Source organism: Parabacteroides sp. PFB2-10, assembly GCF_029893085.1.
Taxonomy (GTDB): Bacteria; Bacteroidota; Bacteroidia; order Bacteroidales; family Tannerellaceae; genus QVMG01.
Genome location: NZ_JARXWI010000005.1, coordinates 137,428 through 152,894 on the forward strand (window position 1 = coordinate 137,428; position 15,467 = coordinate 152,894).

The window sequence follows — 15,467 nt, forward strand, 5'->3', positions numbered from 1 at the left end:
GATAATGGATAATTGATAATGGATAGTCAACAAGACGAACTCTTTCTCTTATCAATTATCAATTACCCATTATCCATTTATTATCATCCATATATTATCTTTCCATTCTCATCCGTGTACTCATCCAGCCCTTTGCTGTACTGGTTCATCGCGCGGAGGCTCATACCCATGCTCGAGAAGCCACCATCGTGGAAAAGGTTCTGCATGGTTACCTTGCGTGTCAGATCCGAGAAGAGGGTCACACAATAGTCGGCACATTCTTCGGCAGTCGCATTGCCCAGCGGGCTCATCTTATCGGAAAAGTCCATCAGGCTCTCCATACCTTTCACACCGCTTCCGGCTGTTGTCGCGGTTGGCGACTGAGAGATCGTATTGATACGCACATTCTTCTCCCGTCCATAGATGTAACCGAAGCTACGCGTGATCGACTCCAACAGACTCTTGGCATCCGCCATATCGTTATACCCGAAGAAGGTGCGTTGAGCCGCCACATAACTCAGGGCTACCACCGAGCCATACTCGGCAATCGCATCCTGCTTCTTGGCCACCTGCAGCATCTTATGGAAGGAGATGGCCGACACATCCAATGTCTTCTCCAGCATATTATAATCCAGGTCGTCGTATGTACGTTTCTTCCTTACATTCGGACTCATACCGATGGAGTGAAGCACAAAGTCGATCTTTCCACCCAATATCTCCACCGATTTGGAGAATACCATCTCCAGATCTTCCACACTGGTGGCATCCGCCGGTATCACCTCCGCATTCAGTTTTTTGGACAGTTCGTCCAACTCGCCCATGCGCAAGGCCATCGGCGTATTACTTAAAGTAATGGTTGCTCCTTCTTCGACCGCTTTTTCAGCGACTTTCCAGGCAATCGACATCTCATTCAGCGCACCGAAAATGATGCCCCGTTTGCCTTTCAATAAATTATGACTCATACCTATTTATTATTAATAACCGGGGCAAAAGTACACAATCTACGGGAGATACGCAATTCAACGGCGGAATCACAGCTCCCTCCTACTCCTTCAGCCACTTATCCAGCCAGTTGAAGAAGACACGCTGGAACAAGACTCCGTTCTGCGGTTGCAATATCCAGTGGTTCTCATCCGGGAACACCAGCATCTCGGCCGGTACGCCTCTCAACTTAGCAGCATTAAACGCAGCCAGTCCTTGTGAAATAGGTACCCGGAAGTCCATTTCCCCATGCGTCACCAAGATGGGTGTATCCCATTTGTCAACAAAACGGTGAGGCGAATTGGCAAACGTGCGTTGTGCCACCGGGTTATTCTTATCCCAATACGGGCCACCCATATCCCAATTAGCAAACCACATCTCTTCTGTTTCCAGGTATTGATGCTCCATATTGAACATACCGGCATGGGCGATAAAGGCTTTAAAACGCTTGTTGTGGTTGCCTGCCAGCCAGTAAACGGAGAATCCGCCGTAGCTTGCTCCGACAGCTCCCAGATGGTTTTCATCCACATACGGCTCCTTAGCCACCGCGTCGATCGCTGCCAGGTAGTCTTTCATGTTCTGACCGCCATAGTCGCCACTGATCTGTTCCAGCCACTCCTGTCCGAAACCGGGCAGTCCCCGTCGGTTAGGTGCCACAATAATATAGTCGTTGGCCGCCATAATCTGGAAGTTCCAGCGGAAGCTCCAATACTGGCTCACCATATTTTGCGGACCTCCCTGGCAGTAGAGAAGCGCCGGATATTTCTTATTCGGATCGAAATGCGGGGGATAAATCACCCAGACAAGCATCTCTTTGTTGTCGGTCGTCTTCACCCAGCGGGGTTCGCTCTTGCCCATAGTCAGTTGATCGAGCAACGATTTATTCTCAAAGCTGATCTCCGTAGCGGCACCGCTCATCGGATCGATCCGGTAAAGCTCGGTCGGCTGCTCTTGCGACTGGCGCTGTGCCACGATCTGCCCGCCATCCGAATGGATCGAGAGGTAATTGTATTGTCCGGTTGTCACCTGTCCGATCTGCTTATCCAGCGTAATACCCCAGATATGCACCAATCCCTCTTTCGCACCGAGGAAAGCAAGCATATTACCATCGGGATGCCAGATGGGCGAATCGGCATTGTAGTCGAAATCTTCAGTCAGATAGGTCTTTTTGCCGGTAGCCATATCCATCACAAAAAGGCGGTGCTTATCCGATTCATAGCCATCGCGTTCCTGGCTGACCCAGGCCAGCTTGCTGCCGTCGGGCGAGAACACCGGATTGGTATCATAGCCCATCATACCTTCCGTCAGGTTACGGGTTTCTTTCTTCGCCAGGTCATACAGATAAATATCGGAGTTGGTCGACAAGGATTTAGGCACCCCTGTTTTCTTCCGTGCCGCATAGGCCAATTGGGTTCCGTCAGGCGTCCAGGAGAGTTCCTCCACACCACCAAACGGTTTCATCGGCACATCATAGGGTTCACCTTCCACGATATCGGTCACCGTGCCCAATGTTCCGTTCCAGTCGATCGGCGCCCAATAGGTATGCGGAACAGTCTCTACCCATTCGTCCCAATGCTTATACATCAGGTCGTCTACCATGCGCCCGGTTGCCTTCGGCAGGTCGGGAAAGGTTTTATGCGTATCGATGCCATACGGGATCTGACTGATAAAGGCCACCTTCGTTTCATCCGGTGAAAGCAGGAAGCCGTCGATGCCACCTTCGTATTGGCTGATCTGCCGGCGGTTATTGCCATCGGCATCCATCACCCAGATCTGTCCGCCTGTAAGGAAAGCGATCTGCTTGCCTCCGTTTATCCATACTTCGTTATTTTCGCTTTGAGGCGTATGCGTAATCTGCTGTTTGTTTTTGCCGTCGATGTCGACAACAAAGAGTTCACGATTCCCCTTGTTCTGTTCGATACTTTGAAAGCTCACGCCATAGAGCACCTTCGTGCCATCGGGAGAAACCTGGCCGCTGCTAACGCGCGCCATGGAGTATAATACTTCGGGAGTGAGCCGTCCGTTCGGGATAGTCATTTCCGTGCGTCCGATCAGGGGCGCCTCGGGCGTTTTTTGTGTAGATTCCTGTGTACATGCCCCCAAAAACACTGTTGCTGACATGGCCATTGTTACGATAGATTTATTCATTTGCGTTATGATATATTAAGTTATGCATGCGAAAATAGCTAAATTAATTCATATCTTTGCGGCAAGTAATTAAATATCTGACAATATGAAAAAGATTTGGTTATTTGGAGCCGCGATTTGTATGATTGTATCCCTGGGTTCATGTAAACCCAAACAAAGTGCCTATAAGGCTGCATACGAGCAAGCCAAAGAGAGAGAAATGGACGCGCCGACCGAGGTGGTTGTAGTGGATGATCAGGTAGTTGATGTTGCCCCTGTTTCAAAACCGAAAGTAGCGGAAGCAACCCGTACCGAAAAGATCAAGCCCGTGCAGGGAGAAGACCCGAACCGTTTGAAACGTTTCAGTGTGGTGATTGGCAGTTTCCGTAATAAAACAAATGCCTATTCCCTGAAAGAACGGATGGAAAACGATGGTTATCATGTGGTGTTGGGTGAAAACGACGAAGGTATGCTGCGCGTGATCGTCTCCAGTTTCGACGACAAGACACAAGCCGCCGCCAGCCGCGATGCCTTCAAACGCAAATACGCCCCCAACTTCCAGGATTCCTGGTTATTGGAAAGAGCCTATTGATAAAATACCAAAAGAGATATAAAAACAAAAAAGGAAGGGGAAACTCTTCCTTTTTTGTTTTCTGGAGCTATCCCCATTTAGAAGATAATAGGGTTGTTTTTAAAACCCTAAAAGTTGTCAAATAAAGAAACTTTTACTATCTTTGCTGCATGGACAACGAGAGGCAGATTTTATACTATAAACACTATTTTATAGATTTCTTTATGTCATTAGATGATGCTGCAAAGAAAAAAATCGCCTATGTTCTTGATATGCTTAAAACCCAGCAAAGGGTGAATACGAACTTTGTAAAATGAATATTATGCAAGTAAACCCTAATGTTGGAAATATGGATGCCGTATTGGATAGTCTGTACGGCAAGGTGGGCACTCCCGAACGAGAAGAATTTCGGAGGGAAGCGTATGCTTATTGCATGGGACAAATCATATGCGAAGCAAGGAAGAAAGAGAAAATGACTCAAACCGAACTGGCAGATCGGATCGGCAGCAATAAATCTTATATATCAAAAATAGAAAAGGGTGTAGTAGAGCCTGGTATAAGTACGTTTTGCCGGATTATCGAGGCGCTCGGTTTGAAAATAGAGATTGTAAAGCCTATTACTTAACAGATAAATAAGAACAATATAACAGCCCGGACTTCTCAGGATGCTCCGGGCTTTTTATTGGGAGAAACAAAGAACACCTCTCCACACCCTGCCATTTTGGCGCAATAATTTTTCTGAAAACAAAGATTCCTCCCTTATTCGAAAAAAACTCAAAATAGCATTTTGATATTTCGGCAGGAGTATTTCGCCGAAAAGGCAGGAGTATTTTCATAAAGTCCCGGGAGAAACACTTTTTAACAAACCGAAGTGTAAGCACAACAGCCCCAAATAGTTAGAAAACCTCCATCATTTGTTTACACATTGATTTCACGCCTTTCTCACTTTTTGTCCGCAAAACAGCCGCCATTTTGGCAGTTGGTTTGCTCTATTCATGATGATAAGGCTCGTTATTCAGGATAGTCATGGCGCGATAGAGCTGTTCGAGGAAAATAACGCGGATCATTTGGTGGGAAAAAGTCATCTTACTCAGGGAAATCTTTTCGGATGCTGCTTTATAGACCGCTTCACTGAATCCGTATGGGCCGCCCACCACAAAGACCAAACGACGGGAGACGGTATGCGTCTTTTTCTCTATGTAAGCGGCAAATTGCAGGGAGGTGAACTCCTTGCCCTTCTCATCGAGCAATACCAGGATGTCACCCGGCTGCAACGCTTTGAGGATCAATTCGCCCTCTTTCTCCTTTTGCTGGGACTCAGAGAGGTTGCGCGCGTTTTTTATATCGGGGAGAACCTGCATCTCAAAAGGCATATAATGGCTCAAACGACCCTGATATTCCCGGATCGCCTCCGAGAAATAGGCACTATCTGTCTTTCCAATGACAACAAAAGCTACTTTCATTTGTTTCTTTCTAAAGGTATTTCCGATACGAAAGTACAAGAAAATGCCTATCTTTGTATCATACAACACGCAAAAGGAGGACTTTAAAATGAAAAGAATACTTTTAACCCTGGCATTGATCCTCTCCGCAGTGGGAGCCTATGCTGCCGATATCACACCGATAACCGATGCCTTTAAGAAAGGAAATGCCACAGCTATCCAGTCGCAGATGGATCAGGAGGTCGACGTAGCCCTGCCGGGTGCCTCGAAAAAGGCCAATGCTGCTGATGCGGTGGCGATGCTGAACACCTTTTTCAATACGAACAAACCGAGCGGTTTCAACCTGCTTCATCATGCCGACAAGAAAGAAAACGGCTTCTTTGTGGCCAAACTACCGACTGCCGGCAAAGAGTTTCGAGTGAATATCACCTACCGCGCGGATGGTGACAAAGCGATTATACAATCAATCAGAATAGAATAAAATAACAAATGGACCATTTTATTGAGGACTTAATCAAACTGGCCTTTGCCGAAGACATCGGCGATGGCGACCATACAACATTATCATCCATCCCCGCAACTGCTATGGGGAAAAGCCAGTTGATCATCAAAGAAGACGGTGTACTGGCCGGCGTAGAAATAGCTAAACGTATCTTTCACGCTTTCGATCCGGATCTGAAGATCAACATCTTCATTAAAGACGGCACGGAAGTAAAAGTGGGAGAGATCGCTTTTACGGTAGAAGGAAAAGTGCAATCGCTTTTGCAAACCGAGCGCTTAGTGCTCAACGTGATGCAACGCATGAGCGGAATAGCCACCACCACCCGTAAATATGTCAAGGCATTGGAGGGAACGAAGACCCGTGTACTCGATACCCGCAAGACAACGCCCGGCATGCGTATGTTGGAAAAAGAGGCGGTGAAGATCGGCGGCGGCGTAAACCACCGCATCGGCCTGTTCGATATGATCCTGTTGAAAGACAATCACGTAGACTTTGCCGGAGGCATCACCCAGGCCATCACCCGCGCGCAGGAATATCTCCGCGAGAAAGGCAAAAACCTGAAGATAGAGATCGAAGTGCGCAACTTTGACGAATTGCAGGAGGCCATGCAGGTAGGCGGCATCGACCGCATCATGCTCGACAACTTCAATGTGGAGAATACCCGCAAAGCCGTTGAGATGGTTGCCGGCCGCTACGAACTGGAATCATCCGGAGGCATCACCTTCGCCACGCTCCGCGACTACGCCGAAACAGGTGTCGACTACATCTCCGTCGGAGCCCTTACCCATTCGGTCAAGAGTTTGGATATGAGTCTGAAAGCGGTGTAAGTATTACTTCCCGGCTTTATACATAACATTATAAGACTTCCATGCGATTCGGATTGCATGGAAGTTTTTTTTATCGCTTTGTCTTATTATTTTTCATACATTTGTCAGATAGCTGTAAAGGATTTCTTTATGAAGAAAAAACTGGTCGTATTGACAGGAGCCGGGATGAGTGCGGAGAGTGGGATCGCGACGTTTCGTGATTCAGACGGGCTTTGGAATCGTTACCGGGTGGAGGATGTAGCTACGCCGGAGGCTTTCCGGCGCGATCCGAAATTGGTGTTGGAGTTTTATAATTATCGTCGCCGGGAGTTATTAAAGACCTTCCCTAACGCCGGACATGAAGGGCTGGCGGCACTCGAAAAAGATTTCGATGTGGAGATTATCACACAAAACATTGATAACCTGCATGAACGGGCGGGAAGCTCGCGGGTATTACACCTGCATGGCGAACTGATGAAGGCCTGCACCATGGAGGATTTCCATACAACATACGATCTTCCACCGGAGAATCCGGATATTCACTTGGGCGACCGCGATGCGAAAGGGCATCAGCTTCGCCCCTTTGTCGTCTGGTTTGGCGAGCCGGTACCGATGATCGAACCGGCCATATCGCTTACACAACAGGCTGATATCTTCGTAGTCATTGGCACCTCCTTGAATGTCTATCCGGCCGCCGGGCTGCTCAGTTATGCGCCAAGCGGTATTCCGGTCTACCTGATCGACCCGAAAGAGGTGGCAACCCACCGCAAAGACATACAGGTGATCCGTAGCGGCGCCTCGGAAGGTGTCCGCCAATTGACTACGCTTTTACAACAATATGTATAGGAAACGCCTATTCGTACAGGCGGATTAGGCTGTTATCTTCCAGACGATAGCGACTGCCGTCATGCGGGCATACGGCGATATTTTCTTCGTTGAAGGTCAACCGTTCGCCGGCTTCGCTTACCCAACCGATCTGACGAGCCGGGTTACCCACCATCAAGGCGTAGGGAGGCACATCTTTGGTCACTACACTGCCCGCGCCCACCATGGCATATTCACCGATCATATGACCACAGATGACCGTCGCATTCGCCCCGATCGTAGCCCCTCTTCGCACCAGCGTTTGCTGATACTGACCACGACGATCGATGGAACTGCGCGGATTCACCACATTAGTAAACACACAGCTCGGTCCAAGAAATACATCATTTTCACAAATCACCCCCGTATAGATCGACACATTGTTCTGCACCTTCACATGATCGCCCAGGATCACTTGGGGAGAGACCACCACATTCTGTCCGATATTGCAGAAGTTACCGATCACGCAGCCTTCCATGATATGGGAGAAATGCCAGATCCGTGTGCCGTCGCCGATGCGGCATCCGGCATCGACCACCGCGGTCTCATGTGCGAAATAGAGGGGAGTATCCATACGATAGCTTATTTATAGAGTAAAAAGATGGTCGGTTTTTTATTCATATCGGGCAGTTTCCCCTGCCATTCTTTGATGGTACGGGTGCGGATCGATTCATCCTCACAGGTGATATTGCTGGCGATACAAAGTCGGCTGCCCGGACGGCAGGTGCGAAGCAGTTCCTCGGCCAGTTTGTTGTTCCGGTAAGGCGTTTCGATAAACAACTGCGTTTGATTCTCGCCATAGACACGTCCTTCGAGTTTCTTGATCATCTGCGTCCGTTCACCACCGTCGATCGGCAGATACCCATGAAAGGCAAAGCTCTGCCCATTGAAGCCGGAGGCCATCAAAGCCATCAGGATTGAAGAGGGTCCCACCAGTGGAACCACCCGGTATCCCTGTCGCTGCGCCATCGCCACCACATCAGCTCCCGGATCGGCAATAGCCGGACATCCCGCTTCGGAGATAATCCCCACCGACTCTCCCTTAGCTAAAGGCGCCAGGTAGCCGGTCACCTCTTCCGGCGTCGTATGTTTATTCAGTTCATAGAAAGTGAGGTCGTCGATAACGATCGCCGGATCCGTTTTCTTCAGAAAGCGCCGGGCCGTCCGTATATTTTCCACAATGAAATGGCGCAACGTGAGGATCACCTCCCGGTTGTAGGCGGGAAGCACTTGTTCATGCGACGTTTCTCCCAGCGTCACCGGGATCAGATAGAGAGCAGGTTGCATACAGGGTTTCTTTTCGAACAAAAGTACAGGAAATTTTCCATATACCGGGAAAAAGTGATCGCCCGATCACTCTTCCGGTTGGTAAACACCTTCGCGCGTCAGCTGTTTATCAAGGTTGGCAATACCCAAGGCGACAATCGCCGTAACGGTAGCCGTATGCTCCTGGTATTCCGGGATGTTTTTGGTGTACAGGTCGCGTTCCGTATGCCAGATCTCTCCGTAATTGAAGTCATACCCCTTGAAATCCTGCGTATTAAAGCCAATGGTCGGCACGCCCTGCATCGCAAAAACAGAGGCATCGGTGCCACCTATCGCTACCGGTTTGCGGCGTGGCTGCTCGACCTCGATCACCTCAAACGGATAATCCGGGCGGATCCGCTTGATCGGTTCGCATATCTTTACCATGTCCTTATACCAGGATGTGGGCACACTGATGCCTACCGGAGGCGTCGGCCCACCGTCGCGATTGAACATATTGGCAATTTTCGACAACTTTTTCGGATGAGACTTCACCCAGGCCTGGGCACCCAGCAAGCCGAACTCTTCACCGGCAAAAGCCACAAAGAGAATCGTGCGTTTGGGTTTGGCGCCCGAAAGAGCAAGCATACGAGCCGCTTCCATCATAGGGCCGATACCGGTCGCGCAGTCGATACCGCCGGTGGCCACATCAAAAGCATCTAAGTGTCCGCTGATAATCACATATTCATCGGGGTATTTACTGCCTTTTATCGATCCCACCACATTGTGATAGGGGATCGGGCCAATCTTAAAATGGTTGCGGATATCGAATTCCAACAGGAACTCGCGCCGTTCTTTCACCATTTGTTCGATCACGGCAAACTGATGTTCGTCGAGTTTGATATCGGGCACCTCGGGCAGATGGTCGAAATCGATCAGGTTGGCGTCGATCATCTTACGGTCGTAAAGCGCGCGGATAGGCACGGAGGAAGACTGAATAAAGCCCAAGACGCCGGCTTCGCACATCTCCTTATAAAAAAGAGCCGGGAACATCCGCTGAGTCCGGAGTACCAACGGCGAAGTGCCGGAATTGGGCTGGCTCATCCGCTGGCGATTTTCTTCCTGGATCTCCCGGTTTTCCTTTTTGATGGCCGCGCGAATGGAATCACCCGTAGGCGAGCGGTCGATAGGCCATCCTTCGTTTTTCCCCGAAATAAGCACCCAGGCACCGCGAAGACGGGTTTTCATGCGGTCGAACTCCTCCTGCGTGCGTGGTTCGATCAACACATGCCCCCGCTGCAACCCTTTCGTGCCAGAGGTATAGGAGGGCGTGGCAAAATGAAGAATCATACCGTTATCGCTCAGCATACGTCCGAACCAGGGACCCCGATTGAAACCAACCGGCATCTCGCCCGCCTTTTCGTAGCTAACATCCAGCCCCCAACTTTTGAATTCACGCATCATCCATGCGGCAGCGTTCTCGTAGGCATCCGAGCCGATCGGGCGCCCACCAAAACGGTTGGTCAACACATCAATATGATGCATGGTACGGTTGTCGGTCTGACCGATCTCTATAATTTTATTCACGACCGCCTCTTGTGCAGTCAACGATAACGTGGCGAGCAGCAAACAAATCAGGCTGCCCATACATGATCTCTTCATCTTCTGTTTAGATTAATAAGTACGACTTTGCACAAAGATAACATCACCAAGCGATTTCGCTTCATCTTCATGGAAGATATTTTTATTGTAAACGGCATAAAGAACACCTTTCCCCCACCCCATCGCCTGCCACTATGACAGAAAAACAGACCATCCAAACCCATCAAAAGCTCCTAAAAACAAAAAAGCCGAAATAGCATTTTGATATTCCGGCAGGAGAATTTCGGCAAAATACAAGGACTTCGCGAAAAAAGTCCCGGGAGAAACACTTTTTAACAAACCGAGTTGTAAGCACCACACCCCCATTTAGTTGCAAAAATGGGGTCGGTTGCTAACACTTGGGTTCCGGGCTTTGGATGCTTTTAAATACCGCCAAAATGGCAGGTTAATTTACTTCACTCCCATTTGGCAGATTATGCGCTTGGAATTATCTTTGTTTCCATAATAATGTATACATGCAAGAAAAGATAGATCTCCCTGCCGATTTTGTAAAGCGGATGAAAAAGCTGTTGCCGGAAGAGTTTCCAGCATTTGAAGAGGCTTTGAATAATGCCTCGCCTGTCAGCATCCGGATCAATCCGGCCAAACAGCTTCAAACGCCGGACATGGAACGGATTCCCTGGACAGAAACGGGGCATTACCTGCCCGAGCGGCTCTCGTTCACCTTTGATCCGTTGTTTCATGCCGGGGCTTACTATGTGCAGGAGCCCTCTTCTATGTTTCTGGAGCAGGCGATCCGACAATGGATCGACAAACCGGTCTGCTGCCTCGATCTTTGTGCCGCGCCGGGCGGGAAATCAACACACCTGGAAGCGGTTCTACCCGAAGGAAGCCTATTGGTCAGCAATGAGGTGATCCGCAGCCGCAGCCATATCCTGGCGGAGAATATAGCCAAGTGGGGGAATCCAAACTCTATCGTGACCAACAACGATCCGGAAGAGATTGCACGATTGGGTGCGCTGTTTGATGTGATCGTAGCCGATGTGCCCTGTTCGGGCGAAGGCATGTTTCGCAAAGATCCGGCCAGCATAGCAGAATGGAGCGTAGCAAACGTGGCCCTGTGCGCTGCCCGGCAACGACGTATCGTAGGAGATATATGGGAGGCGTTGAAGCCGGGTGGATTATTGATATACAGCACCTGCACCTATAACACGGAAGAGAACGAAGAGAATATCCACTTCTTCACGGAAGAGCTGGGTGCCGAATGTCTGCCGCTTATTGTTCCTGAGGAGTGGCAGGTGACAGGAGCCTTGATCCACGACCATCCGGTCTACCGCTTTCTACCGCATAAAACCAAAGGAGAGGGATTCTTCCTGGCCGTTATGCGTAAGCCGGAAGGCGATCTTTCGTCACGTCGCCCGGCAAAAGGAAAGGAAAAGAGAGATAAAAACAGCGTCCGTCAGGCCATTCCGCCTCAGGTGAAGGAATGGATAAACGAGGCCGATGCGTTTGAGTTTCTTATAAATGGGGATATTATCCGGGCTATTCCGACGGCTTATAAAGAAGAGATTCAATTACTAACCACCAAACTACGCACACTCTCCGCCGGCATACCCCTCGGAGAGGTGAAAGGGAAAGATATTATTCCGGCGCATGCCCTGGCACTAAGCATCCGGAAAAACAAAAACCTCTTCCCGATCACTGATGTGAGTTGGGAAGAGGCTATCGCTTATCTAAAAAAGGAAATACTTGTATTGCCACCCGAGGCGGCGAAAGGTTATCACCTGATCAGCTACAAAGGCCATCCGTTGGGTTTTGTAAAGAACATCGGCAACCGGGCCAACAATCTCTATCCCCAGGAATGGCGCATCCGTAGCGGGTATATTCCCGAAGAGATCAGACTCTTTCCAGCGTAGCTTTGAGGAAATCCCACACTTTGGCTACACTCGGAATGTTCACACGTTCATCGGGTGAATGCGGGAATTCCAGATCGGGACCGATCGACACCATATCCATTGTGGGATAAGCGCCCTGGATAATACCACATTCCAGACCGGCGTGCATCACCTTAACGGCAGGTTTCCGGCCGTACAGGGCTTCATAAGTCGCTTGCATGGCCTGCAGGATGGGTGAATTGATGTTGGGTTGCCAGCCATTATAGCTGCTTCCCTCCTCTACCCGGGCACCTGCCAGGGCAAAGACACTCTCGAGACTGGAGCATACGGCGGCTTTTCTTGTTTCGGAAGAGCTGCGTACCAATATTTTTACTTCGATCAATCCTTCGGAGGATTTCACAATAGCCAGGTTGGAAGAAGACTCTACAGTACCCGGGAAATCGCTCAACATGCTCAAAACACCGTTGCGGCAGCCTACTATCGCATTGATAAGCGCATCTTGTATCTCTTCGGGGATAAGCGTAGTCGGCAATTCTACCTTCTCAGCGGCAAAAGTAACTCCGTCTTCTACGCCTGCAAATTCGGAACGATACAGATCCTGATAGTCGGAAACCAGTTCCCAGAATACATCGGCCTCGTCTTCAGGCAGGGTCACAATGGCAAAGGCCTCGCGTGGGATCGCATTGCGCAGCGAACCACCATCGACCGAAGCCAGGCGAACACCGTATTCCATCACCGCCTCCTTAAGGAAACGGAACAATAACTTATTGGCATTGGCTCTACCCAGGTGGATATCCACTCCGGAGTGTCCGCCTTTCAAGCCTGTCAGGCTCAGCTTCACAGCCACATCACCTTCCGGGATATATGGATCGTCTTTGTATTGGAATGAGATATTCAAGTCGGCGCCACCGGCACATCCGACAAACAGTTCGCCCTCTTTTTCCGAGTCGCAGTTAATCATCGTTTCGCCCTTCAGGAATCCGGGTTTCAGTCCGAATGCGCCATCCATTCCCACCTCCTCATCGACTGTAAACAAAGCCTCTACCGGGCCATGCGTCAGTGAGGTGTCGGAGAGAACTGCCATGGCGTATGCGGCACCAATACCATTGTCGGCTCCCAACGTCGTATCGCGGGCTGTTACCCAATCACCCTCTACGTATGCATCGATCGGGTCTTTGCTGAAATCATGCGCTACCGAAGAGTTTTTCTGCGGAACCATATCTAAGTGCGATTGCAGGATAACGGTCTTACGTCCCTCCATGCCCGGAGTGGCCGGTTTACGAATCAAGACATTGCCCACTTCGTCTTGCAGCGTTTCCAAGCCAAGGCTTTTACCGAAGTCAACAACATAGCGGGTTACGGCTTCCATCTGTCCTGTCGGACGAGGGATTTGCGTTAGATCATAGAAGTAACCCCATACATGTTCGGGGGATAGATTTTTGATTTCAGCTGACATAAAAGTTCTCTTTAATGGTTTATATTGAACAGGTAGAAACGAATGAGGTACAAGATCCTTTATCCGTTCCCTACCGGTTACTCTTGTATTTTATCATTATTCTTGATAAGGGGCAGGATCAGTATAGCTGCCAAGCCGCATAATCCGGTCCAGGCCGTCTGGATCGTATGCACCACCGCAGCAAAAGCAGCGGCATCGGTTTCTGCTACGTTAAACAATACCAGGGTAGAGATGACCATAAAGTGCCAGGGACCAATACCACCCTGCACAGGAATCGCCACGGCAATGCTGCTCATCGTAAAGGCAATCAATCCTTTGTGGAATCCCAGGTCACGCGTAAAGTCAAACGCATAGAAGGTTACATAGAAATACATGAAATAGCAGACCCAGATAATCAATGTCTGCACAAGGAATTTCGGTTTATCCTCCAATAACCAGATACTCTTTACGCCCAGCCATACGTTCTTCAGCATATTCTTTGCCTTGCGTACCAGCGAGAAATTGCTCATATATTTGAACACAAACCATACGGCTGCAATCACGATAAGCAGGCAAACATACACCCAAAGCGAGGTGAAGATAGATTGAAAACTATCCAGTAGTTCCGGATTGCGTTCGGAGAAATTGGTAAAGAAGCTAAGGTTTGAAAAGAAAAGAATAAACGTAATCAGGCCAACCACCACGACATCGCTTATGCGGTCGATCAACAGGGTTCCGAACAGTTTCGTGAAAGGGATCTTATCATATTTGGTGACGACGCCACAACGCCATACCTCTCCCATACGCGGCAATACCAAATTGACAGCGTATGTACCCAACACGGCCACGACCGCACGCGTCTTACTATGCGGTGCCTTCAGGGAATCGATCAGTAAACTCCAGCGTAAACCACGAAAAACATTGGCAAGCAAACCAAACAGAAGAGAAAAGGCGATCACCTCATAACGAACACCGCGGCGTATCACTTCCCAAATTGCTTTGATATCCATATTGCGGTAAATCAACCATAACAAAAGGCCCCCAAATACCAAGGGTATAACAATCTTTAGTGAAGTGCGCAATGTACTCTTTAAATTCATTCGAGCAAGGTTGTTATTATATTTTGTTGTACTTTTGTACGCCCGCAAAGATAAACATTATATTTGAATACAAACATTTTACTCCCAAAAGAGCAATGAGAACGGTCAAACCCAAAAAGTCACTCGGACAACATTTTCTTAAAGATATGCAGATTGCCCGTCGCATTGCAGAGACACTGGACAACTATAAAGAACAGCCTGTTTTGGAGATCGGACCGGGCATGGGCGTACTCACCCAGTTCCTGTTGGAAGAGGGACACGACCTGACGGTGGTTGAGCTCGACTGGGAATCGGTCGACTATCTGCGGGAGCATTTCCCGGCGCTTGAAGGAAAGATCCTGGCAGACGATTTCCTGCAATTGGACTTAAGCCGCCTTTTCGATCGTCCCTTTTGCGTGATTGGCAATTACCCCTACAATATCTCCAGTCAGATATTCTTTAAGGTACTCGATTACAAAGATATTATCCCCTGCTGTTCGGGTATGATCCAGAAGGAGGTAGCCGAACGGCTGGCTGCCGGCCCGGGAAGCAAAACATACGGTATCCTGAGCGTACTGATACAAGCCTGGTACGATGTGGAATATCTATTTACGGTAAGCGAACAGGTGTTCGACCCGCCCCCCAAAGTGAAAAGCGCTGTTATCCGCATGACGCGCAACGAACGAACCAGTCTGGGTTGCGACGAAAAACTCTTTAAGACCGTGGTTAAGACCTCGTTCAATCAACGAAGAAAAACCCTTCGCAACTCCATGAAACCGCTATTAGGAAAGGATTGTCCGGATTACGCGTTGCCTATTTTTGATAAGCGTCCCGAGCAACTCTCCTTCGAACAATTTATCGAACTGACAAAAATAGCGGCAGCGCACCTTGCTACCACACGCGATGGTCAATAGCTGTTTCTCCTAAATTACGTAAAGC

At 49.2% G+C, this 15,467-nt stretch carries 15 protein-coding genes; 7 read left to right on the top strand and 8 right to left on the bottom strand.

Translation table 11 applies throughout. The annotated features are described in order from the left end of the window. Positions 1–83: 83 nt before the first annotated feature. Positions 84–941, bottom strand: a complete 858-nt coding sequence (locus tag M2137_RS06195) for an enoyl-ACP reductase (RefSeq protein ID WP_280765590.1) — start codon at positions 939–941, stop codon at positions 84–86. Positions 942–1,023: 82 nt separating this feature from the next. Then, the gene (locus M2137_RS06200) at positions 1,024–3,108 is read right to left on the bottom strand and encodes a S9 family peptidase (protein ID WP_280765591.1); all 2,085 of its coding nucleotides are present in this window, start codon (positions 3,106–3,108) and stop codon (positions 1,024–1,026) included. Between the two features lie 85 nt (positions 3,109–3,193). On the opposite strand from M2137_RS06200, the gene M2137_RS06205 reads away from it, so the two are divergent. Both M2137_RS06205 and M2137_RS06210 read left to right on the top strand, forming a co-directional pair. Beyond that, positions 3,194–3,679, top strand: a complete 486-nt coding sequence (locus tag M2137_RS06205) for an SPOR domain-containing protein (protein WP_280765592.1) — start codon at positions 3,194–3,196, stop codon at positions 3,677–3,679. 301 nt (positions 3,680–3,980) lie between these two features. After that, positions 3,981–4,283, top strand: coding sequence for a helix-turn-helix transcriptional regulator (locus M2137_RS06210; RefSeq protein ID WP_280765593.1), 303 nt, complete (start codon positions 3,981–3,983; stop codon positions 4,281–4,283). Positions 4,284–4,647: 364 nt separating this feature from the next. On the opposite strand, the gene rlmH is transcribed toward M2137_RS06210, so the two are convergent. Then, positions 4,648–5,121, bottom strand: a complete 474-nt coding sequence (gene rlmH, locus M2137_RS06215) for a 23S rRNA (pseudouridine(1915)-N(3))-methyltransferase RlmH (RefSeq protein ID WP_280765594.1) — start codon at positions 5,119–5,121, stop codon at positions 4,648–4,650. Between the two features lie 88 nt (positions 5,122–5,209). Here rlmH and M2137_RS06220 point away from each other — a divergent pair, with 88 nt between their 5' ends. The 3 genes from M2137_RS06220 (at position 5,210) to M2137_RS06230 (ending at position 7,254) form a co-directional block, all read left to right on the top strand. Further along, on the top strand, positions 5,210–5,581 hold the full coding sequence (locus M2137_RS06220; RefSeq protein WP_280765595.1) for a DUF4783 domain-containing protein: 372 nt from the start codon (positions 5,210–5,212) through the stop codon (positions 5,579–5,581). Positions 5,582–5,589: 8 nt separating this feature from the next. Next, positions 5,590–6,429, top strand: a complete 840-nt coding sequence (gene nadC, locus M2137_RS06225) for a carboxylating nicotinate-nucleotide diphosphorylase (RefSeq protein ID WP_280765596.1) — start codon at positions 5,590–5,592, stop codon at positions 6,427–6,429. 129 nt (positions 6,430–6,558) lie between these two features. Next, complete coding sequence (locus tag M2137_RS06230) at positions 6,559–7,254, top strand: NAD-dependent deacylase (RefSeq protein WP_280765597.1); 696 nt, start codon at positions 6,559–6,561, stop codon at positions 7,252–7,254. A gap of 7 nt (positions 7,255–7,261) precedes the next feature. Here the strand turns inward: M2137_RS06230 and M2137_RS06235 are convergent, their stop codons facing one another. The 3 genes from M2137_RS06235 to M2137_RS06245 form a co-directional block, all read right to left on the bottom strand. Continuing rightward, complete coding sequence (locus tag M2137_RS06235) at positions 7,262–7,846, bottom strand: acyltransferase (protein ID WP_280765598.1); 585 nt, start codon at positions 7,844–7,846, stop codon at positions 7,262–7,264. 8 nt (positions 7,847–7,854) lie between these two features. Further along, positions 7,855–8,559, bottom strand: a complete 705-nt coding sequence (locus M2137_RS06240) for an SAM-dependent methyltransferase (protein WP_280765599.1) — start codon at positions 8,557–8,559, stop codon at positions 7,855–7,857. A 66-nt stretch (positions 8,560–8,625) separates the two neighbouring features. Then, positions 8,626–10,179: a M28 family peptidase gene (locus M2137_RS06245; protein ID WP_280765600.1), complete on the bottom strand. Its 1,554-nt coding sequence runs from the start codon at positions 10,177–10,179 to the stop codon at positions 8,626–8,628. Between the two features lie 467 nt (positions 10,180–10,646). Here M2137_RS06245 and M2137_RS06250 point away from each other — a divergent pair, with 467 nt between their 5' ends. Next, positions 10,647–12,035 (top strand): rRNA cytosine-C5-methyltransferase, encoded by a 1,389-nt coding sequence (locus tag M2137_RS06250; RefSeq protein ID WP_280765686.1) that lies wholly within the window; start codon positions 10,647–10,649, stop codon positions 12,033–12,035. On the opposite strand, the gene M2137_RS06255 is transcribed toward M2137_RS06250, so the two are convergent. Together M2137_RS06255 and M2137_RS06260 are read right to left on the bottom strand one after the other, a co-directional pair. Then, positions 12,016–13,470 (bottom strand): aminoacyl-histidine dipeptidase, encoded by a 1,455-nt coding sequence (locus tag M2137_RS06255; protein WP_280765601.1) that lies wholly within the window; start codon positions 13,468–13,470, stop codon positions 12,016–12,018. The two genes, M2137_RS06250 and M2137_RS06255, sit on opposite strands and share 20 nt — an antisense overlap. 77 nt (positions 13,471–13,547) lie before the next feature. Then, the gene (locus M2137_RS06260; protein WP_280765602.1) at positions 13,548–14,549 is read right to left on the bottom strand and encodes a lysylphosphatidylglycerol synthase transmembrane domain-containing protein; all 1,002 of its coding nucleotides are present in this window, start codon (positions 14,547–14,549) and stop codon (positions 13,548–13,550) included. Positions 14,550–14,644: 95 nt separating this feature from the next. Between M2137_RS06260 and rsmA the strand changes: the two genes are divergently transcribed. Beyond that, entirely contained in the window at positions 14,645–15,442 is a 798-nt protein-coding gene (gene rsmA / locus M2137_RS06265) for a 16S rRNA (adenine(1518)-N(6)/adenine(1519)-N(6))-dimethyltransferase RsmA (protein ID WP_280765603.1), read from the top strand. Positions 15,443–15,467 lie beyond the last annotated feature (25 nt).